Origin of the sequence: Pedobacter sp. UBA5917, assembly GCF_002432345.1 — a bacterium.
Lineage (GTDB): Bacteria > Bacteroidota > Bacteroidia > Sphingobacteriales > Sphingobacteriaceae > Pedobacter.
Genome location: NZ_DJDT01000299.1, coordinates 1 through 18,939, shown reverse-complemented (window position 1 = coordinate 18,939; position 18,939 = coordinate 1). Strand labels below are relative to the sequence as shown.

Below are 18,939 nucleotides of genomic sequence, written 5' to 3'. Positions count from 1 at the left end.
ACTATGAAATATATAAAATTTGCCATTTTATTTCTCTGCTCTGTTCAATTATATGCCCAGTCGATCTGCCATACGGATATTATGAATGGAGAACCGCTAATTCCTGTCGATAAAACTAAGCAGTTTGTAAAATATAACTTTTCAGATTTATGGTTGCATACCGAAAATGATTTGATTTATGGGATAATTGGGAATGAACATCAAAGGATCTTGATTAAGTTTTTGGAAATTGTTAAAGATCCTGTTAATCCGGCACAGTACGTGGTTAAAGGAAAATCTAGCGTAAAAGGGAATGTCTGTAGTTTTAAAGGAAAGATAACCATTCAGGAAATCAAGGAATCAAAGCGTGTAAACTTTGGAGTTGACGATGAATTTAAAGGTATTGCCAAAACGCAGGGCTTACTGATTGCCAAATACGAATTGTTTGAGGATAAAGTGCAGAAATATGCTGGCGTTTTTTCCGGAATCCTGAAAACGAAATGGTACCTGGATAAAAATAACAGCTTGAAATATGATAACATCAATATAAATTCTGACGGGTACTTTAATAATGCGTTTGTGGGTGCCTGGAAAATTTATGATAACGGGCTGTCGAAAAAATGTAACTGGGGAGATTATCGCGTACCAAATTCTAATTGTGATTTCGATATCGGTGCTGGTGAGTTTAATGTTTCGGAAAAGTATATGAAAAATGGTTGGGTTGATATAAGACTTAAAAATATGGCTCCTAATCCTGCTATTATTAAAACTAAAGGTGCTGCAAAGAAAAAAGATTGGTGGATGTAGTTATATCCGGTATACTTCGTTTCCCCTAAAATAAGAAAAGAGATACTCCATCCAGACGTATCTCTTTTTTCTAACCAAATATAAACCTGTTATGAGCCAGGCTTTGTCTTTAATCTTCTATCTAAACCGGAGTTTTTCAAGAAAATGATTTATCTTTTTTAATGTGAATAAACATCGTTCCGTTTATTACTCTACAAATATAGGAAAAAATTTGATAGTGTAAAAAATACACTAAGAAAAATTTAAGTTTTTTTTCTGTCATTTTTTATTTACTAATCTTTTTCTCGTGGATTTTGCTTTTAAAAACGACTGTATTGCAAATATAGCTCAAAAATATGTTAAATAATTGTTAAATATTATCAAATTATGATGTTGTATAGTCAAATTGTCTCAAAATTCTATTTAAAAATGACTTTTATCAATTTTTTATATGATTTTTTACTATTTTTTATTTTTTATGATGTTTTTTAAGTGTGTGTTTGTGTGAAAATGATTTTTTAGGCTTAAAATAAAATATAATTTATAGATGAAAATTATGTTTAAAACAAAAAGGCAACATTAATTGAATAATGTTGCCTTTTATCGCATTTAAAAAAGCGCTTTAAGCGCTTTTTTATTATAAACTAGCGTAATATTCTACGAATTTAGCTAAAGCAGAAGAATATCCCCACTCGTTATCGTACCAAGATACCACTTTAACGAAATTATCGTTCAATGAGATACCAGCTTTTGCATCAAAAATAGAAGCGTGGTCATCACCAATGAAGTCAGAAGAAACAACTTCGTCTTCAGTGTAGGCAAGCACACCTTTTAATTCGCCTTCAGAAGCTGCTTTCATAGCTGCTTTGATCTGCTCATAAGTAGCTGGTTTTTCTAAACGTGCAGTTAAATCTACAACAGAAACATCAGCAACAGGAACGCGGAACGACATACCGGTTAATTTACCTTTTAATTCAGGTAAAACCATACCTACTGCCTTAGCAGCACCTGTAGAAGAAGGGATGATGTTAGAGAAACCACCACGGCCACCTCTCCAGTCTTTAGCCGAAGGACCATCAACTGTTTTTTGTGTTGCAGTTACTGCGTGGATAGTACTCATTAAACCTTCAACAATACCGAAGTTATCGTTTAATACTTTAGCAATAGGCGCTAAACAGTTGGTTGTACAAGATGCATTAGAAACGATAGTTTGATCTGCAGTTAATTTATCGTGGTTAACACCCATTACATAAGTAGGGATATCGCTATCTTTTGCAGGAGCAGAGAAAACTACTTTTTTAGCACCTGCAGCGATGTGTTTCTCAGCATCAACGCGGGTTAAGAATAAACCTGTTGATTCGATTACCACTTCAACACCTACAGCGTCCCATTTTAAATCTGCTGGGTTTCTTTCAGCGGTTACACGGATTGTTTTACCATTAACAACTAAGTTACCGTCAACAACTTCGATGGTACCATCAAATTTACCGTGGGTAGTATCATATTTTAACATGTATGCCATATAATCTGGCTCGATCAAATCATTGATCGCTACAATATCCAATCCTCTTTTTAATGCGGCTCTGAAAACCAGTCGGCCAATACGGCCAAAGCCGTTTATTCCAATTTTGCTCATTGTTTTTGTTAATTAGTGTAATGTTTTAGTAAATTTTGTATTGGTTCTTTAATAATGCTTTTAATTTCTAGTCCGTATTTACCTGCAGTAAGCCTTAACCTGTCTTCCAGTTCGGCAGCTACCTTGCCTACAATATGCAGCTCGCTGCCTTTATGTTTTTGAGAGGTTGGCAGAATGTAGGTTTCGAAATATTTTTCAAATCCCTCATCAATCAACCTACGGATATATTCGTGTTTGCTGTTCTGGGTAATGAAATCGAAAAACGAGGTCAGAAATATATTTGCCTGTGGCTTATTGTAAATACGTTCTAATATCTGAGGGCGGTCTAGATTGTGCGTTAACGTAAATTTGGCTTCGATATCCTTTGGCATTTTTTGGCTTAAAAATTCTTTCAGGAGTATTTTTCCGAAATAATTTGATGAACCTTCGTCTCCGAGGATATAGCCTAATCCGAAGTTATTGTTCAGCGGTTTTTTTCCATCGAAATAGGCGCAATGTGCACCGCTGCCCAGCATGCCTACAATACCAGGCTGGTTATAACAGGCAGCAATGGCTGCACCGAAAAGGTCATTTTCTACTACAACTTTGCTGTATTTAAAAAATGATGAAAGGGTTTTGGCCAGTTCCTCTTTTCTGTCTGCTGATGATGCCCCGGCGGCGAAGAAATAAATCTTTTTGATGTTTTCGGCATTGTTTACCAGGGCAACTTTTTTGTTTAAAATCTGTAAGATCGTTTTCGGATCAACAAAGCAGGGGTTTAAGCCGGTAGTATTGCAGTGTGCCACTACCTGTCCGTTTTGGGTGATTTTCCAAAACGCCGTCTTAGATCCGCTGTAAACAACTGCTATCATATTATATCGAAAGTACTTCGGTCATTTCCAATAAATCAGATTCTAATTTGAAGGAGTGAGCCGTTAAAGCCTCTCTTATGCTGGTTAATTTTATTTCATTTCCTTTTAAACCGACCATTTGTTCCGTTTCGCCTGCAATTAACGCATTTACTGCCGCAAAACCTAAACGGCTGCCCAAAATTCTGTCGAAACTGCTCGGGCTACCGCCACGTTGCAGGTGGCCAAGGATGGTTACTTTGGTGTCGTAATGATCGAAAGTTTCCTTTACCCTTTTTGCAATATCGTAAGCACCGCCCTGTTTGTGCCCTTCGGCAACAATTACAATACTCGACGATTTTTTGGTTGCAGCACCTAAGGCCAGTTTTTCAATCAGTTCGTTTACACTGGTTTCTTTTTCGGGTAACAATACTGCTTCGGCACCGCTGGCAATCGAACTCCTTAAAGCAATACAGCCCGAATCGCGTCCCATTACTTCAATAAAGAACAAACGGTCGTGCGCATCTGCAGTATCCCTGATTTTATCGATCGCTTCGATCACCGTATTAATGGCTGTATCGTAACCCAGGGTAAAATCAGATCCTACCAAGTCGTTATCAATTGTGCCCGGTATACCGATTACCTTAACACCAAAAGTTTCAGAAAAGCGTTTGGCACCTGTAAAGGTTCCATCGCCACCAATAACCACTAGTCCGTCGATATCGTTTTTCTTTAAATTGTTATAGGCAATCTGCTGACCTTCGTCTGTTTTAAATTCTAAACAGCGAGCAGTTTTTAATATGGTACCACCCAAGTGTAAAATATTACTTACCGAACGGGCGTCCATTGGTTTTATGTTGTCGGTTATTAAACCCTGGTAACCCTGCATTACCCCGAACATATTAATGCCGTGATAAATTCCGGTACGAACAACAGCTCTAATTGCAGCATTCATTCCTGGGGCGTCGCCTCCAGAAGTTAATACAGCTATATTTTTTATATTTGGCTCCATCTTTATAATACGAATATAGTGTGTATTTTTTACACTAAGTAATTTATTTTATTTTTTTTACTTATTATTGAAAGTTATACCTTTATCTGCTTAAAATAACTAAATTTTACTTTGGAACAAATTTTACCTCATTTAGATTCTGTATTCTCGATAGATTGCGTTTTGTTTGGATTTGATGGTAAGGAGCTAAAAATCCTGCTTATCGAAAGGAATGAAGAACCGTTTAAAGATTGGTGGGCGTTGCCCGGTAATATTGTTGGGCCTGATGAGAGTTTAGATCAATCCGCTGCGCGGATCCTTTACGAACTTACCGGTTTACGCGGCATTTATATGGAGCAGTATTATGCTTTCGGCGACCCGAACAGGCACCCGCAGGGTAGGGTAATTACGCTTGCCTATTATGCCCTGATCCGTTTGGGCGGTGATAAGGAACTCCGTCCGATAAGTACCTACGCAAAACGTGCCAACTGGTTGCCGATTACCGATCTGCCCAAACTGGCTTTCGATCACCAGAAAATATACGATAAAGGTTTAGAGAAGATAAAACGCCGTATCAAACACCAGCCGATTGCCTTCGAACTTCTGCCAGAGAAGTTTACCTTAACGCAATTACAGCATGTGTACGAACTGGTTTTAGGTAAAAAACTGGATAAACGGAATTTCAGGAAGAAGATCGTTAGTTTCGGAGTATTAAAAGAACTTGATGAGAAACAGAAAGGCGTATCGTACCGTGCAGCCACCTTGTACCGTTTTGATAAACGTAAATACGCGAAGTTGTTTGGTAAGGAGATTTCGTTTTAGCATGGAGCGTTTGTAAGACCAAAGACTAAAGCTGAAAGACCAAAGCAATTGAATCTACATAAAAAGAAAAATCCCGGTTTGATTTCAAACCGGGATTTTTTTATGGTATATGGACTCTGGACTAAAGACTCCAGACTTAGGACTAAAGACTAAACTTTAGGCGCTAACTCTAAGTGATAGTGAACCAGGTCATCTATAGGTGAGCGGATAATCTTACCCACGCCCATTTCGTAACGGTCGGCAACAATACTTAAAATATCGCGGAAACTATAACCTACCGAACCTACACAGTTCAATTTGTGGTCTTTATAGTTAGGATAGTGGATTACCAAAGCTTCGAAAAATGCAGTGAAAGCATAATCGATGGTTGCAAAAGTATAGTCCTCGTAGCTATCTTTAAAATCGTATAAGAATTTACTAAAGCTTGCGCAGAAACGGTTTGGCAATGGCTTGTTGTAAATGTTATCGAAAATATCTTCGTTGGTTAAAGCGTAGTTATCGTAAAAAGCTTCACGTAAACCTTTTGGCATATAACCTTTCATGTAATCGCTTAAAATACGTTTACCGATGTACGAACCGCTACCTTCATCACCCAGGAAATAACCCAAAGAATCGATGTTCATGGTGATTTCTGATCCATCATAAAGGCATGAGTTGGTTCCTGTACCTAAAATAGCAGCAAATCCCGGCTCGTTTCCAAGAAGCGCCCTAGAAGAGGCAAGTAAATCATGACCAACAAAAATGGTTGCATTGGTAAAAATCAATTGCATCGCATCAGCAACAATCTTAACATTTGCAGGTGTAGAACAGCCGGCACCGTAATAATAAACCGCTGTTAATTTCTCTCTTTCCAAGTGGTCTGGAAGAGTCTCATTCAAAGACTTCACAATGTAATCTCCTTTTGAGAAATATGGATTGTAACCTTCGGTGTTAAAGTAAATTTTTCTGCCGGCCTCGTTAATCAAGCACCAATTTGTTTTGGTAGATCCGCCGTCTGCAATTACTATCATTTTATTTATTTTTGGTTTTAGCACGATAAAAGTATAAAAAGTCTTATATTTTGTATCCTTTTTTTTAATAATTTTTTAACAATTTGTTGTTGTCGGAAATTAAGTGTGTAAAAAATACACTATATAGGGCGTTTAATCGCCGAAAAACCTTAAAATTATACCAGAAAAGGCATTGGTCTTTTTTTTTAACATCAAGAATATTTTACAATCCAATAGCGAAATGAATAGCAGATTTTTAGATTTCAGGAGTGATACCGTAACCAAACCAACAGCCGGAATGCTGGATGCCATGATGAGTGCAAAAGTGGGGGATGACGTTTTTGGTGAAGACGAAACGGTGCATGCCCTGGAGACAAAACTGGCTTCAACTTTTAATATGGAAGCCGGATTATTTTGCCCATCCGGAACGATGACCAACCAGATTGCGATCAAGTGTTTTACCCAACCCATGGATGAGGTGATCTGCGACCAAACGGCACACGTTTACCGTTACGAAATCGGGGGCATCGCCTTCCACTCGGCAGCATCGGTAAGGTTGCTACATGGCGAGCGCGGTATCTTAACTCCGGAGCTGATTGAGCCCGAAATTAATGAAGATAATATCCACTACCCGAATTCCAGTTTGGTAGTTTTAGAAAATACAGTGAATAAGGGCGGTGGAAGCTGTTATACCTTATCGCAGATTGCACCAATTCATCATCTTTGTAATATAAAAGGATTGAAATTGCATCTGGATGGTGCACGTATTTTTAATGCACTAACCGCAACGGGTGATCAGGCCGGCGAATATGGTAAATATTTCGATGGTATTTCGGTTTGTTTATCCAAAGGGTTGGGGGCACCGGTTGGCTCTGTGCTTTTGGGTAGCAAACAGATGATCAGCAAAGCGCGTAAAATAAGGAAAGCCTTTGGTGGGGGGATGCGCCAGGCAGGGTTTTTGGCAGCTGCAGGTATTTATGCGCTCGATAACCATGTAACGCGTTTAAAAGAAGATCATGCCCATGCGCAGGCTTTGGCCAATGCTTTAGCCACTGCAAAATATGTAAAATCGGTAATGCCGGTAGAAACCAATATTGTGATTTTTGAGGTGGAAAAGGGATCGGCAGAGAAAATTGTAAACCAGTTAAAGGAAAAAGGATTGCATTGCAACACCACCAGTGCAAGCACCGTACGTTTGGTTACGCATTTGGATTTAAGTGCAGAAATGATCGATCAAGCTATCGAAATAATTTTGCACCTTTAAGCAGAAACTTATATTTTGCCCGCTATAACCAAATGTAAAATCACTATGAAAGCAATAAAACTTTCCGCGCTCTTTTTGTTGCTGGTGTGTTCAATTAAGATTAAAGCACAACAGGTTGCTCATACAGATTTTGTAGCCAGCACGGCAAAATATGATTTTTCTAAAATCTGGGTTTCGGATAGTATAGCCGATCTGGATGAAGAAATCGAAAATAAAAAGATAAAAGCTGCGGAAGCCATTGGTTTTATTGGCGACAATTATCAAAGGTTTTATATCCACCTGATCTCCGTTATTAAAGACATCGAAAAACCGAATGAGTATTTTGCCTATGGAAAAACCATGGTGAAAAATAATATATGCTCCTTCCAGGGAAAAATTAAAATTACCGAAGCCGGTTTTTATAAAGAAAGCGACAAACCTAAATTTAAACAGGGGTTTATTGTTGCTGATATTTTATTCTTCGAAGATCAGAAGAGTATTTCAGCAGGTTCTATAAAAGGAAAGCTGACAACCCACTTTGCCCTGGATGCAAAGGGGAATATGTTTTATGATACGATAAATATGATGGCCGATGGTTTTTCGAATAATGAATTTGTAGGGGCCTGGACAGGTTATAAAAGCAAAATCACCAAAAAATGCAACTGGGGTGATTATAGGATACCTGGTTGTGGCGATCTGGATATTGGTGCCGGTGAGTTTAGCGTAAATGAGAAATACCTTAAAAATGGTTGGGAAAATTATCAGTTGGCCTATGCCCATAACTATAATTCGCCCGAATCTAAGATAGCTTTTAAAAAAGAATCAGAAAAGTGGTGGAAATAAATATAAAAATATGCCTAACAACTCCAAACCCATAACCCCAATATCCAAACTGCTTATTGCCAACCGTGGCGAAATTGCTTTACGTATTATGCGCTCAGCAAAGGAAATGGGGATCAAAACAGTAGCCGTTTTTTCTGAGGCCGACCGTAATGCATTGCATGTACGTTATGCTGATGAAGCTGTTTTTATCGGTCCGGCACCTTCTAACCAAAGTTATCTGGTAGGAGAAAAAATTATCGATGCCTGTAAATTAACAGGGGCCGAAGCCATTCATCCGGGTTATGGTTTCTTATCCGAGAATGCAGGTTTTGCACAATTGGTTGCCGATTCAGGTTTGATTTTGGTTGGTCCTTCGCCGCAGGCAATGGAAACTATGGGTAATAAACTATCTGCAAAAGCTGCCGCATTAAAATATAACATCCCAATGGTGCCCGGAACGGAAGAGGCCATTCAGGATGTGAACGAAGCCAAACAACGTGCCATCGAAGTTGGTTTTCCGATTTTGATTAAAGCGGCAGCAGGTGGCGGTGGCAAAGGGATGCGCATCGTAGAAAAGGCCGATGATTTTGAAGAGCAGATGCAGCTTGCCGTAAGCGAAGCTACCTCTGCATTTGGCGATGGAGCTGTTTTTATCGAACGTTATGTTACTTCGCCTAGGCACATCGAAATACAGGTTTTGGGCGATAACCACGGTAATATTGTACACCTTTTCGAACGTGAATGCTCTGTGCAGCGCCGTCACCAGAAAGTGGTAGAGGAAGCACCTTCATCGGTTTTAACTGAAGAAATCAGGCAGCAGATGGGTAAGTGCGCAGTAGACGTGGCCCGTTCGGTAAATTATACCGGCGCTGGTACCGTAGAATTTATCCTGGATGAAAACCTGGATTTCTTTTTTCTCGAAATGAATACCCGTTTACAGGTAGAACATCCGGTAAGCGAACTGATTACGGGAATCGACCTGGTAAAAGAACAGATTAAAATTGCTTCGGGCGAAAAATTAGGTTTTAACCAGGAAGATTTAAAAATAAGCGGACATGCCATCGAATTAAGGGTGTATGCAGAAGATCCGGCCAATAATTTCCTCCCTGATATTGGTACTTTACAAACCTACAATACCCCAAAAGGTAATGGTGTAAGGGTTGACGATGGTTTTGAGCAGGGCATGGAAATCCCCATTTATTACGATCCGATGATTGCCAAACTGATCACCTATGGTAAAGATAGGGAAGAAGCCATCGAAAGAATGGTGAGGGCAATTGAAGAATATGATATTACGGGGATAGAAACTACCCTGGCTTTTGGTAAATTTGTAATGCAGCACGAAGCTTTTAAAAGTGGTAATTTTGATACCCACTTTGTAGGCAAATACTTTAAACCTGAAAGTTTAAAGGCACAGGATGAAACAGAAGCACTTATTGCCGCAGTAATTGCCGCTAAATTATTCCAGAAAAAGGATATAAAAATGAGTGATGAGGTGGTTAAAAATACTTCGGACTGGAGAAAAAATAGATTGAAATATTAGATAATTTGAGCGATCCTCATTGGTAACAAAACTCCTCCACACCGTCATTTCGAGCGGAGTGTAACGTAGCCGAGAAATCTATCTCGAGATAGATCTCTCCATTCCGCTTTGCTCCAGTCGAGATGACGACTTTCTTCTGAGTTTGTGAAGAAGTGAAATTCAGGGCAGCTGAGATCACGAAGGAATGGCAAAATGACGACCCAACAAAAAACAACAAAATGTTCACAGGAATAATAGAAACACTTGGCGAAGTTACCGCCATCAAAAACGATCATACCAATATCCATTTTACCATTTCGTCGGCCATTAGCCATGAGTTGAAAATCGATCAGAGTGTGGCACATAACGGCGTATGCTTGACTGTAGTGGCTTTAAACGACGGAACGCATACGGTTACGGCGATTGATGAAACCCTGAATAAAACCAATCTTGATGGTTTAAAGGTGGGCAGTAAAATCAACCTTGAACGATGTATGCAGATGAATGCCCGTTTAGACGGACACATTGTACAGGGGCATGTAGATCAAACTGCGGTTTGTGTTAAACGCGAAGCGCTTGACGGCAGTTGGGAATACCGTTTTAAATACGATGCTACTGCTGGAAATGTAACCGTAGAAAAAGGTTCTGCCTGTGTTAATGGTATCAGCCTAACCGTAGTTAATTCGGAAGCTGATGAATTTTCGGTATTTATTATCCCTTATACCTTCGAACATACCAATTTACAGGAAGTAGAAGTTGGCGATACCGTAAATCTGGAGTTCGATATCATTGGCAAATATGTAGCCAGATTAATGAATAGATAATTTTTATTTCTTTGTTGATTTTGCTTTAGTTGTTTAATTATCAATATTTTGCGTGTTAATAGGCGTTGTTTTAACGTTTAATTTTTCATGACAGTGCAGGATGGTTGGCCGGATTATATTGCTGATTATCGTAGTGTTAAGACCAAAAATATAACACTAACCATTTATGAAAAAGATTTCCCGTAACACAGGTGCAATGCTAACCATTGCCCTGCTGTTTTCTTTTGTTAACCAGTTATCGGCGCAGAAAATTTCGGTAAAAGATTTAACTGTAGAGCATTTAACAAATCCGCTCAGTATTGATAATCCGAAACCCAGGTTCAGCTGGAAAATCATCTCAGATGTAAAAAATACCAAACAGGGTAATTATGAAATCAGGTTGGGTACAGCTGCAAAAATTGATAAAGTTTTATGGAAAACGACTGTAAACAACGATCAGTCGGTACTTATCGCCTATGATGGACCTCAATTATCATCAAAAACCAAATATTTCTGGCAGGTTAAGGTAAAAGATAACCATGGAAATACCTCCGCATGGTCGCCGATGCAATACTTTCAAACCGGATTGAAACCCGAAGATTGGAAAGCGAAATGGATTGCGGTTGAAGGGAAAGATACTTCGCTAGCCAGTCCGTTATTCAGAAAAGAATTCAGCTTAAAAAAAGATGTGCGCTCTGCTACGGCCTATATTACCGCAAAAGGTTTGTATGAAGCGGGTATTAATGGCGAAAGGGTAAGCGACAGTTATTTTGCTCCCGGCTGGACGAGTTATAAAAACCATATCCAGTACCAGGTTTACGAACTGGGTAAAACACTGAAAAAAGGATCAAACGTAATTGGTGTTTCACTGGGCGATGGCTGGTATAAAGGAAGGATCGGTTTTGGTTCTCAAAAAGAATTTTATGGCAATACAAGGGCGTTGTTGCTACAGCTTGAAGTTGAATATACCGATGGCAGCAAAGAAACCATTGTAAGCGATAACAGCTGGAAAACCAGTTATGGAGCAATTAGGACATCCAATATTTACGATGGGGATACTTACGATGCCCGGTTTGAACAGTTGGGTTGGAACAACACGAACTTTAAAGAAAATGCCAGCTGGAAACCCGTGCAGGAACTGGCCAACGGACCGGAAAAACTGGTGGGCATGAGTGGTCCGCAGGTGCGTAAACACGAAGAATTTAAAGCTTTAAAAATATTTAAAACGCCTGTGGGCGAAACTGTGGTTGATTTTGGGCAGAACCTGGTTGGCTGGGTAATGCTAAAAGCAAAAGGAGCTGCGGGTACAAAAATTACCATCAGCCATGCTGAGGTGTTAACGAAAGAAGGGAATTTTTATACTACCAATCTCCGCACCGCAAAACAGCAGAACAATTATATTTTAAAAGGTGAAGCCGAGCAGGTATTCGAACCGCATTTTTCTTTCCAGGGTTTCAGGTATGTAAAAATTGATGGTTATCCGGGAGAACTGAAATTATCGGATCTTACTGCTGTTGCTGTTTATTCGGATATGAAAACGAGTGGGAAATTCAGCACATCAAATCCTTTGTTAAACCAATTGCAGCACAATATTCAATGGGGGCAGAAAGGGAACTTTGTTGATGTGCCAACAGATTGTCCACAGCGGGATGAGCGTTTAGGCTGGACGGGCGATGCACAGGCATTTGCTGCCACAGCGGCATATAATATGGATGTATCGGGCTTTTTCACCAAATGGTTAAAAGATGTTTCTGCAGACCAACTTCCAAACGGCAGCGTTCCTTTTGTTGTACCGAATGTATTAAACCAGAATGATGCAGGTTCTGCAGGTTGGGCCGATGTAGCCACCATTATCCCATGGGACATGTATATATTGTATGGCGATAAAGGCCTTTTGGAAACACAATACGACAGTATGAAAAAATGGGTCGATTACATTTCTTCAAAGTCTAAAAATAACCTTTGGAATACCGGTTTTCATTTTGGTGATTGGTTATTCTACCGCCCGATCGATGATAATGATGGTCGCGCGGCGGTAACCGATAAATACATGATTGCACAAACATTTTATGCGCATTCTACACAATTGCTATTAAACGCGGCCAGGGTGCTCGGCAAAACAGATGATGTGGCCAAGTACAGCGACCTTTTGGAAAAAATAAAGGAAGCCTACATTAAAGAAAACATGACGCCGAGCGGCAAATTGATTTCGAATACACAAACTGCTTATGTTTTGGCCCTGCAGTTTGATATGCTGCCCGAAAATTTACGTGCGCAGGCTGCACAAAGGCTGGTTGATAATGTGCGCGATTATGGAAACCACTTAACTACGGGCTTTTTAGGTACGCCTTATCTTTGCCATGTATTGAGCCGGTTTGGACATGAGGATGTAGCTTACGATTTATTATTGCAGGAAAGTTACCCTTCATGGCTTTACCCGGTAAAAATGGGCGCAACCACCATTTGGGAACGTTGGGACGGTATTAAACAGGATGGATCTTTCCAAACGGCTGATATGAACTCATTTAACCATTATGCTTATGGCGCAATCGGCGATTGGATGTATAAAAATATTGCCGGTATTAATCCCGTGTCTACACAGCCAGGCTATAAAGCAATTTTAATTGCACCAAGGCCGGGCGGTAAATTAACCAATGCCTCGGCAGAACTCGAAACCGCTTATGGTACCATAAAATCATCGTGGACGATTGTCAACGGAATTTTTAAACTCGATGTAACCGTTCCGGCCAATACAACTGCTAAGGTAATTTTGCCAAAAACCGATAAAAAAGAAGAAATAGGTTCGGGTAGCTATCATTTTGAATATAAATATTAATCGCTTATCATTGCAGCTTCGGTAAAAAGACACAAAAGATCGTCATTTCGAGCGGAGTGCAACGGAGTCGAGAAATCTGTCTCGAGTTAGATCTCTCCGCTTCACTGCGTTTCGGTCGAGATGACGACTTTTTTTTGAATTTTGTTAACAATGGGGAGCGCACCGAAGTCTCATGCCATTTTGTGCAAGATGAGATGACGGTAATTAAGCTTAAAAATAAATGTACAGTAAAGAAGAATCAGCAAGGTTACGTCAACAGTTTTGGATCAGTTTCGGGCAATATATGAAACCCGTTCCTTCGGCCGGTGGTTCTACCGTAAACTGGACCAACTATAAAACAGGAGTAAAGAACATCTTCTTTAAAATGGATGTAGATAATAAAAAAGCTTTTATCAGCATTCAGCTCTCGCATCACGATGCCGATATCAGGCACCTCATATTTGAGCAGTTCGAAGAATTTAAACTGATGTTTACCAATACCGTAAACGAAGAGTGGGACTGGATTAAAGATTCAACAGACGAATTTGGCAAAACTATTTCCTTAATTTCCATCAGTATAAGCGGGGTTAGCATATTTAACCAGCAGCACTGGCCAGATCTCATTTCCTTTTTTAAGCCAAGAATTATTGCTCTTGACGAATTTTGGGACAATGTAAAACCTGTTTTCGAAGACTTGGTTTAATCAGTCAGGTTGAGCTGCGCGATCCTGTCTTTGGTAAATTTGATTTCTTCCTTGTCGTTTAGCAAACTCGGTTTGCTTTTTAAATAGAGCATATAATATTTAAGCGCATTGCCCGGTTGTTTCATTCTGGTATCGTAAAATACCGCCATGCGGTAATACAAAGTAGGAACAACTTTAAACTGAAGGCCTTTTTGATAGGCCGCATTTGCAAGTGTTAACTGGTTGTTTTCCTCATAAACCAATCCCAATAAAGAATAATAACTCGAAGTATTGGGCGAAATGGCCTCATCTATCGTTTTTTTAGTATAAAAAGCTGCCTGTGCATAATTTTTTAAAGCCCGGTAACTAAGTGAAGTATAGTATAAGGTAGCTTCATTTTCCATAGCAGCTGCTTCGAGCATTTTAAATAGATCAATTGCCCTCTGGTATTTCTTGGTATAATAATAAGCCTTTGCTACATCTTTTATTACGCCTGCATCTGCACCATCTTTTAATAATTTTTCGCCAGAGGCAATCACTTCCGCATATTTTTTTAGCTGGTTGGCTATCGGAAGTTTCGCCCTTTGCAATACCAGGTTATCGCTATCGCCTTTAATCGCAATATCGAGTACACCATAAGCTTTTTCATATTGCTGGTAATCCGAATGCACTTCTGCAAGATCAATAGCAACATCGCCTTCTAACGGGTTAATTTTATTGGCCTTTAACAGGTAGATTATTTTTACCGAATCTTCTTTCGGTGAGCTGTACATATTGGCCAGCAGCTTATATACATTAAAGTTATTGCTGTCTATTTTTACCACTTCACCATAATAACGTTTGGCTTTTTCGGTATTTCCCCTTTTGGTATTGATGCTGCCCAAACTAAAGAGAATAGGTAGGTTTAACGGCTGAAGTGCATAGGCCTTGCTGTAGAATTTTTCTGCTTCAACATTATTTCCGGCCATTAAAAAACAATAGCCGATCTGGCTTAAAATTTTAAAATCGTTAACCTCTTCGCCATAAATACTTTTTAGATATTGGGCCGCATCGGCATAACGCTGACTCTGGTAAAAATCGAAAAGTTTTTCTTTATCCAATGCATTGCCATTTTGGGCGTAAAGCGTTAAATTTAAACCTAATAATGCGATTAAAACGAGCAGGTGTTTCATGGCTGATAATTTTAAACTAATTTATTAGTTGTTTTTGAAATTTGCAAATCGATTTGTTAAAAGCAGGGTGGAATAAAACAAAATAGGGGCTAAGGGGTTTATTAAGAAAGTTGAACTTAAAAATAAGAACCTATGAATACTCTAAAGAAGTTTGAATTAATGGAAAAGATTGTGCGTGAATTAGAAGATTTGCAAAACTCTCAGCAGGCACTTATTCAGAAAATCGGTAAAATTGAAGTTGATAATATCGAACTGGGCGATAGCCGTTTGGAAAAAGATTTACCGGATGTTCATCAAAATTTAGCCGATAACTTAGATACAATTTCGGGAATTTTAGATTACTTTGCAGGTAAAACACAAAATTTCGGCGATAAAAATAATGTTGATGCTTTAAAAGAGCAGGAAGCCATTAACAACGCCACAAACTAAATTAACTGTATATGAAATTTTTATCTTTAACCGTTGCATTTTTACTTGTTGCATTTTTCGCAAGTGCACAGGTATTACCTACTTTCCAGCTGGGTATAAAGGCTGGCGCAAATTTATCTAAATTTGATAGTGAAAACACTTTTAGCAGTAAAAACCGGGCAGGTTTTTATGGCGGACTTTGGGCTAGGATAGGTGCTGCAGGAATTCATTTTCAACCGGAGCTTTATGTTTCGGGTAAAAAAGCAAACCTGGTAAGCGATGCAACAGGAGAGGTAAACAGAGTGAATTTCACCAGTTTGGACGTGCCTTTATTAATCGGTACAAAGTTTGGAGCTGCCGGAGTTGGTCTTCGCTTAAACACCGGACCAATGTTTTCATTGATATTGGATGAAAACCAGAGTTTCGGTCAGGCAGCAGGAAGTGTTTTCAAAGCCGATTTTAAAAACCAGGCGCTGGCATGGCAGTTTGGTGCAGGCTTAGACATTAAAAAGTTAAGTTTTGATGCCCGTTACGAATTGGGGTTATCTAAAATCAACAAATCTGGCTATCCGGGTACCAAGCTGAATTTATTTACAGTTGGCCTGGAGTATAGGATTTTGTAATATAATTTTCTAGCTTTAAAGAGGTGTTCATTTCAACAATGAACACCTTTTTTTTTATTTCAAATCCCGGGATTTAATATGAGCGCTAAATTTATTTTGTTATTTACATTATGTGCGATTGCTGTGGCATGTAGTTCGCAGCAAAAAAAGGCAGCTCCTAAAAATTTAAATGAGGCCATATTATATTTGAAACAAAGTAGCCCAAAAGCCCAACTGGATGAATTTAAACAGATGGAAGAAACTAAAGCAGTTGCTGAAATGCATTTTTCTACCGGTATGTGGATCAGAAATAAATGGCTTTGGGGAAATAGAAATCCTCCTCTGATCAATTATTTCAAATCGCTGGGCCTTAACCATCCGGATGATATTTCATCGGTAATTATAACATCATTGCACCGTGAACTAAATGGTAAAAACATTGATCTTGAAGGCCAGATAAAAGTATATCTGGATTACTGGAAAACCATTTCAGATTGTGATAGTAAGCAGAGTGAAATTGCATTATCGACTTTTAAACAATTTAATAAAGGAGACAAGGTTTCAATTTATATGCCTGTTCCAGAAGATCAGGATGGGCGGAATGCTGTATATTACATGTGCCCCAATGAAAACTGGACTTTTGACGGGAAAAAAGATCTAAAAATTGAAGGCATAGTGGTGAAAAAGTACAATATCAATTCACCAAAAAATGTATTTTTCAAAGTGAGAATAACATCACTCAATAGGAATGATACTGAAATTTTGATGAAAAAGGTAAGTGTGGGTGATGATTATGATTTTTCGCTGTCCGGACTTAAAGTAGAGCCACTTTAAGCCATCAGATATAGACTTTTTTGTGCTGTCGGATGTTACCATCCGACAATAAGTTAATCATTTACTCTTATTTCTCAAGCTCAACTTCTGTAAGCTCGTAAGCAAACGATCCGTTTTTGGGCACAATAGGGGTTGCCCTGCCAATACTTAATGCTTTAATAAATGAAGCCCCGAAATAGAATATCAGCGATGAATAGAATACGAAAAGCATGATTACGATAATGGAACCTGCTGATCCGTAAATGTTACTGATATTGCTCAGCGGCAACAAAATCCTTAAAATGTATTTACCTGCAGTAAAAAGACATCCCGTTAATAAGCCTCCTGAAATTGCCGCACGCCAGGTTGGCCTTCCGTTGGTTAAATACCTGAAAAGGATAGTAAACCATGTAGTTACAATTACCACAAATACCAGTTGATTGATTACTGAGGTTAAAATCAGGCCGATTGAAGGGGCGCCATTTTTTAAATAGGCACCAATATATGCCTGTACACTATCGGCCAATAATCCGATAAAGAACAATATGCCGGCCAATAAGATGATGGTAACCGATATGGCCCTTGATTTAAGTGTGCTGATGATGCCTTTTTTGTCCTGTGCAATGTTCCAGATCTGTTCCAGCGAATTTTTAATTACGTTAAACAGGGTTGTGGCTACAAAAAGGAAAAATATAAAACTGAATAAGGTAACATACCAGGCCTGATCAATCCCGCGGATATTCCTCAATGTAGTTCTGATCTGCGTGATGCTTTGATTGTCGAGTATACTGGCTAAACGTTCGAAAAGATGTGTGGCCAATAACCTTCTGTCGGTAAACAGACCAAAAAGCCTGATCAGGATAATGAGGATGGGGGGTAGGGCAAAATTGGTGAAAAAGGCAGTTGCACCGGCCAGGCGTAAAGGATCATTCTGTTGAAATAAATTAAATGCTTTTCTTACGGTTGAGAAAAAAAACTTCAGATCTTCTATTATCGATGGCATCGCTCCTGCGTTAAACTCAAAAGGCCGAAAATAGTAAAAATACTTTATTCAGCCTTTTTATGATTGTAAAGATTCTAGTTCGTTTTGGTGAAAACAAGCAATGTTTTATCCCCATTTAATAAATAGAGCTTATTGTCGGTTAATTTGGCACCATTTACCTGGTTTAAGGCATGAAGATAGGAGCGTTCTGCTGCATCGGTTTCCTGACAGAACATTTTTGTGCCGAAAACATTTTTAACGGTTATTTTATTATCTGCAATTTCGGCCCTGCCACCATAGCCGTTGCAAAAAGATTTTCCGCTGATTTTTAAACTATCTGCAAAATTAAGGGTTGCTTTTGCTGATGCTGGCAAAGTTAAGCCCGGTAGTTCGGTCAGCTCCCATTTGGTATTGGTAAAGCTTGCCGGATCTAATTTTTCTTTACATGAGCCCAATAAGAAGAGCAGCACAGCGCAGAGGATCAGTTTTTTCATGATGATAAGGTTTAATGATTTCCTTTTTTACCATCAAAAACTAAACCAATAAAATAATGATATCCTGTTGATTAAAAGATAATTAGTTTTTCTTTTTCAGAAATTCGGTTTTTAACACCAGAACTGTTCCGTTTACTTTACCTTCGATAGCCTTCGGATCATCGGTTAAACGGATATTTTTAACGGCAGTACCCTGTTTAATATCACTTGCCATACCCTTTACCTTTAAGGTTTTGATAACGGTAACTGAATCTCCTTCGTTTAAAATATTGCCGTTGCTATCTTTAGTTTCCATGTTTTTTCGATTTAACGGCGAAAATAGAATTAAAAATGGATAATCTATGGTTGTTTTTCAACCTTCATCCAATGGTGTGTAATGCCATGGTGTTCGAAAACAGAGATTTTTTTCAAACCAACTTTTTCAAGCACATGGATGGAACCAAGGTTATTGATATCTGCAATGCCGATAATCTCATCAAGTTTAAGTTCATTAAAGCCATAATCACGTGCTGCTATTGCGGCTTCTGTGGCAAAACCTTTTCCCCAAAAAC

The 18,939-nt window shown here is 38.9% G+C and carries 20 protein-coding genes; 11 read left to right on the top strand and 9 right to left on the bottom strand.

Annotated elements, in window-relative coordinates; translation table 11 throughout:
• Positions 1 to 3 precede the first annotated feature (3 nt).
• Positions 4 to 786, top strand: coding sequence for a hypothetical protein (locus B2V92_RS20815; protein WP_293311881.1), 783 nt, complete (start codon positions 4 to 6; stop codon positions 784 to 786).
• 616 nt (positions 787 to 1,402) lie between these two features.
• On the opposite strand, the gene gap is transcribed toward B2V92_RS20815, so the two are convergent.
• From gap to pfkA, 3 genes are read right to left on the bottom strand one after another with little or no spacing between them, the layout of a single operon-like run.
• Complete coding sequence (gap, locus tag B2V92_RS20810; protein WP_090499152.1) at positions 1,403 to 2,401, bottom strand: type I glyceraldehyde-3-phosphate dehydrogenase; 999 nt, start codon at positions 2,399 to 2,401, stop codon at positions 1,403 to 1,405.
• A gap of 8 nt (positions 2,402 to 2,409) precedes the next feature.
• Complete coding sequence (locus B2V92_RS20805; protein WP_293311877.1) at positions 2,410 to 3,252, bottom strand: hypothetical protein; 843 nt, start codon at positions 3,250 to 3,252, stop codon at positions 2,410 to 2,412.
• A 1-nt stretch (position 3,253) separates the two neighbouring features.
• Positions 3,254 to 4,240, bottom strand: a complete 987-nt coding sequence (gene pfkA, locus B2V92_RS20800) for a 6-phosphofructokinase (protein WP_293311875.1) — start codon at positions 4,238 to 4,240, stop codon at positions 3,254 to 3,256.
• A 111-nt stretch (positions 4,241 to 4,351) separates the two neighbouring features.
• Between pfkA and B2V92_RS20795 the strand changes: the two genes are divergently transcribed.
• On the top strand, positions 4,352 to 5,041 hold the full coding sequence (locus tag B2V92_RS20795; protein WP_293311873.1) for an NUDIX hydrolase: 690 nt from the start codon (positions 4,352 to 4,354) through the stop codon (positions 5,039 to 5,041).
• Positions 5,042 to 5,190: 149 nt separating this feature from the next.
• Here the strand turns inward: B2V92_RS20795 and B2V92_RS20790 are convergent, their stop codons facing one another.
• Positions 5,191 to 6,051: an N-acetylglucosamine kinase gene (locus tag B2V92_RS20790; RefSeq protein ID WP_293311871.1), complete on the bottom strand. Its 861-nt coding sequence runs from the start codon at positions 6,049 to 6,051 to the stop codon at positions 5,191 to 5,193.
• 220 nt (positions 6,052 to 6,271) lie between these two features.
• Between B2V92_RS20790 and B2V92_RS20785 the strand changes: the two genes are divergently transcribed.
• From B2V92_RS20785 to B2V92_RS20760, 6 genes are all read left to right on the top strand, one after another.
• Positions 6,272 to 7,294, top strand: coding sequence for a threonine aldolase family protein (locus tag B2V92_RS20785; RefSeq protein ID WP_293311869.1), 1,023 nt, complete (start codon positions 6,272 to 6,274; stop codon positions 7,292 to 7,294).
• Between the two features lie 45 nt (positions 7,295 to 7,339).
• On the top strand, positions 7,340 to 8,116 hold the full coding sequence (locus B2V92_RS20780; protein ID WP_293311867.1) for a hypothetical protein: 777 nt from the start codon (positions 7,340 to 7,342) through the stop codon (positions 8,114 to 8,116).
• Positions 8,117 to 8,126: 10 nt separating this feature from the next.
• Complete coding sequence (accC, locus tag B2V92_RS20775; protein ID WP_293311865.1) at positions 8,127 to 9,638, top strand: acetyl-CoA carboxylase biotin carboxylase subunit; 1,512 nt, start codon at positions 8,127 to 8,129, stop codon at positions 9,636 to 9,638.
• Positions 9,639 to 9,856: 218 nt separating this feature from the next.
• A complete protein-coding gene (locus B2V92_RS20770) occupies positions 9,857 to 10,441 on the top strand; it encodes a riboflavin synthase (protein ID WP_293311863.1) in 585 nt (194 codons plus the stop codon).
• 166 nt (positions 10,442 to 10,607) lie between these two features.
• Complete coding sequence (locus tag B2V92_RS20765) at positions 10,608 to 13,256, top strand: glycoside hydrolase family 78 protein (protein ID WP_293311861.1); 2,649 nt, start codon at positions 10,608 to 10,610, stop codon at positions 13,254 to 13,256.
• Between the two features lie 220 nt (positions 13,257 to 13,476).
• The gene (locus B2V92_RS20760; RefSeq protein ID WP_293311859.1) at positions 13,477 to 13,938 is read left to right on the top strand and encodes a DUF4268 domain-containing protein; all 462 of its coding nucleotides are present in this window, start codon (positions 13,477 to 13,479) and stop codon (positions 13,936 to 13,938) included.
• Here B2V92_RS20760 and B2V92_RS20755 read toward each other — a convergent pair.
• On the bottom strand, positions 13,935 to 15,089 hold the full coding sequence (locus B2V92_RS20755) for a tetratricopeptide repeat protein (RefSeq protein WP_293311857.1): 1,155 nt from the start codon (positions 15,087 to 15,089) through the stop codon (positions 13,935 to 13,937). The genes B2V92_RS20760 and B2V92_RS20755 overlap by 4 nt on opposite strands.
• A gap of 132 nt (positions 15,090 to 15,221) precedes the next feature.
• Here B2V92_RS20755 and B2V92_RS20750 point away from each other — a divergent pair, with 132 nt between their 5' ends.
• The 3 genes from B2V92_RS20750 to B2V92_RS20740 all read left to right on the top strand — a co-directional run bounded on the left by B2V92_RS20750 (position 15,222) and on the right by B2V92_RS20740 (position 16,933).
• Entirely contained in the window at positions 15,222 to 15,518 is a 297-nt protein-coding gene (locus B2V92_RS20750; protein ID WP_293311855.1) for a hypothetical protein, read from the top strand.
• A gap of 11 nt (positions 15,519 to 15,529) precedes the next feature.
• A complete protein-coding gene (locus B2V92_RS20745; RefSeq protein WP_293311853.1) occupies positions 15,530 to 16,120 on the top strand; it encodes a porin family protein in 591 nt (196 codons plus the stop codon).
• A gap of 78 nt (positions 16,121 to 16,198) precedes the next feature.
• Positions 16,199 to 16,933 carry a DUF6794 domain-containing protein gene (locus B2V92_RS20740; protein ID WP_349681444.1) on the top strand — a complete coding sequence of 245 codons (735 nt, stop codon included), beginning with the start codon at positions 16,199 to 16,201 and terminating at the stop codon, positions 16,931 to 16,933.
• Between the two features lie 67 nt (positions 16,934 to 17,000).
• Here B2V92_RS20740 and B2V92_RS20735 read toward each other — a convergent pair whose 3' ends face one another.
• The 4 genes from B2V92_RS20735 to B2V92_RS20720 form a co-directional block, all read right to left on the bottom strand.
• Positions 17,001 to 17,915 (bottom strand): YihY/virulence factor BrkB family protein, encoded by a 915-nt coding sequence (locus tag B2V92_RS20735; RefSeq protein WP_293311849.1) that lies wholly within the window; start codon positions 17,913 to 17,915, stop codon positions 17,001 to 17,003.
• Between the two features lie 74 nt (positions 17,916 to 17,989).
• The gene (locus B2V92_RS20730) at positions 17,990 to 18,388 is read right to left on the bottom strand and encodes an META domain-containing protein (RefSeq protein WP_293311847.1); all 399 of its coding nucleotides are present in this window, start codon (positions 18,386 to 18,388) and stop codon (positions 17,990 to 17,992) included.
• Between the two features lie 82 nt (positions 18,389 to 18,470).
• Positions 18,471 to 18,683 (bottom strand): alkylphosphonate utilization protein, encoded by a 213-nt coding sequence (locus tag B2V92_RS20725; protein WP_025144571.1) that lies wholly within the window; start codon positions 18,681 to 18,683, stop codon positions 18,471 to 18,473.
• A 44-nt stretch (positions 18,684 to 18,727) separates the two neighbouring features.
• A partial coding sequence (locus B2V92_RS20720) for a GNAT family N-acetyltransferase (RefSeq protein ID WP_293311844.1) occupies positions 18,728 to 18,939 on the bottom strand: 212 nt, incomplete at its 5' end.

What these genes read in the sequence shown, in the direction of transcription:
- B2V92_RS20790 (WP_293311871.1), bottom strand. Translation starts at nt 6,051, where the DNA reads ATGATAGTAATTGCAGACGGCGGATCTACCAAAACAAATTGGTGCTTG.
- pfkA (WP_293311875.1), bottom strand. Translation starts at nt 4,240, where the DNA reads ATGGAGCCAAATATAAAAAATATAGCTGTATTAACTTCTGGAGGCGAC.
- B2V92_RS20735 (WP_293311849.1), bottom strand. Translation starts at nt 17,915, where the DNA reads ATGCCATCGATAATAGAAGATCTGAAGTTTTTTTTCTCAACCGTAAGA.
- B2V92_RS20750 (WP_293311855.1), top strand. Translation starts at nt 15,222, where the DNA reads ATGAATACTCTAAAGAAGTTTGAATTAATGGAAAAGATTGTGCGTGAA.
- B2V92_RS20785 (WP_293311869.1), top strand. Translation starts at nt 6,272, where the DNA reads ATGAATAGCAGATTTTTAGATTTCAGGAGTGATACCGTAACCAAACCA.
- B2V92_RS20770 (WP_293311863.1), top strand. Translation starts at nt 9,857, where the DNA reads ATGTTCACAGGAATAATAGAAACACTTGGCGAAGTTACCGCCATCAAA.
- accC (WP_293311865.1), top strand. Translation starts at nt 8,127, where the DNA reads ATGCCTAACAACTCCAAACCCATAACCCCAATATCCAAACTGCTTATT.
- B2V92_RS20765 (WP_293311861.1), top strand. Translation starts at nt 10,608, where the DNA reads ATGAAAAAGATTTCCCGTAACACAGGTGCAATGCTAACCATTGCCCTG.
- B2V92_RS20740 (WP_349681444.1), top strand. Translation starts at nt 16,199, where the DNA reads ATGAGCGCTAAATTTATTTTGTTATTTACATTATGTGCGATTGCTGTG.
- B2V92_RS20805 (WP_293311877.1), bottom strand. Translation starts at nt 3,252, where the DNA reads ATGATAGCAGTTGTTTACAGCGGATCTAAGACGGCGTTTTGGAAAATC.
- B2V92_RS20780 (WP_293311867.1), top strand. Translation starts at nt 7,340, where the DNA reads ATGAAAGCAATAAAACTTTCCGCGCTCTTTTTGTTGCTGGTGTGTTCA.
- B2V92_RS20730 (WP_293311847.1), bottom strand. Translation starts at nt 18,388, where the DNA reads ATGAAAAAACTGATCCTCTGCGCTGTGCTGCTCTTCTTATTGGGCTCA.
- B2V92_RS20725 (WP_025144571.1), bottom strand. Translation starts at nt 18,683, where the DNA reads ATGGAAACTAAAGATAGCAACGGCAATATTTTAAACGAAGGAGATTCA.
- B2V92_RS20755 (WP_293311857.1), bottom strand. Translation starts at nt 15,089, where the DNA reads ATGAAACACCTGCTCGTTTTAATCGCATTATTAGGTTTAAATTTAACG.
- B2V92_RS20760 (WP_293311859.1), top strand. Translation starts at nt 13,477, where the DNA reads ATGTACAGTAAAGAAGAATCAGCAAGGTTACGTCAACAGTTTTGGATC.
- B2V92_RS20815 (WP_293311881.1), top strand. Translation starts at nt 4, where the DNA reads ATGAAATATATAAAATTTGCCATTTTATTTCTCTGCTCTGTTCAATTA.
- gap (WP_090499152.1), bottom strand. Translation starts at nt 2,401, where the DNA reads ATGAGCAAAATTGGAATAAACGGCTTTGGCCGTATTGGCCGACTGGTT.
- B2V92_RS20745 (WP_293311853.1), top strand. Translation starts at nt 15,530, where the DNA reads ATGAAATTTTTATCTTTAACCGTTGCATTTTTACTTGTTGCATTTTTC.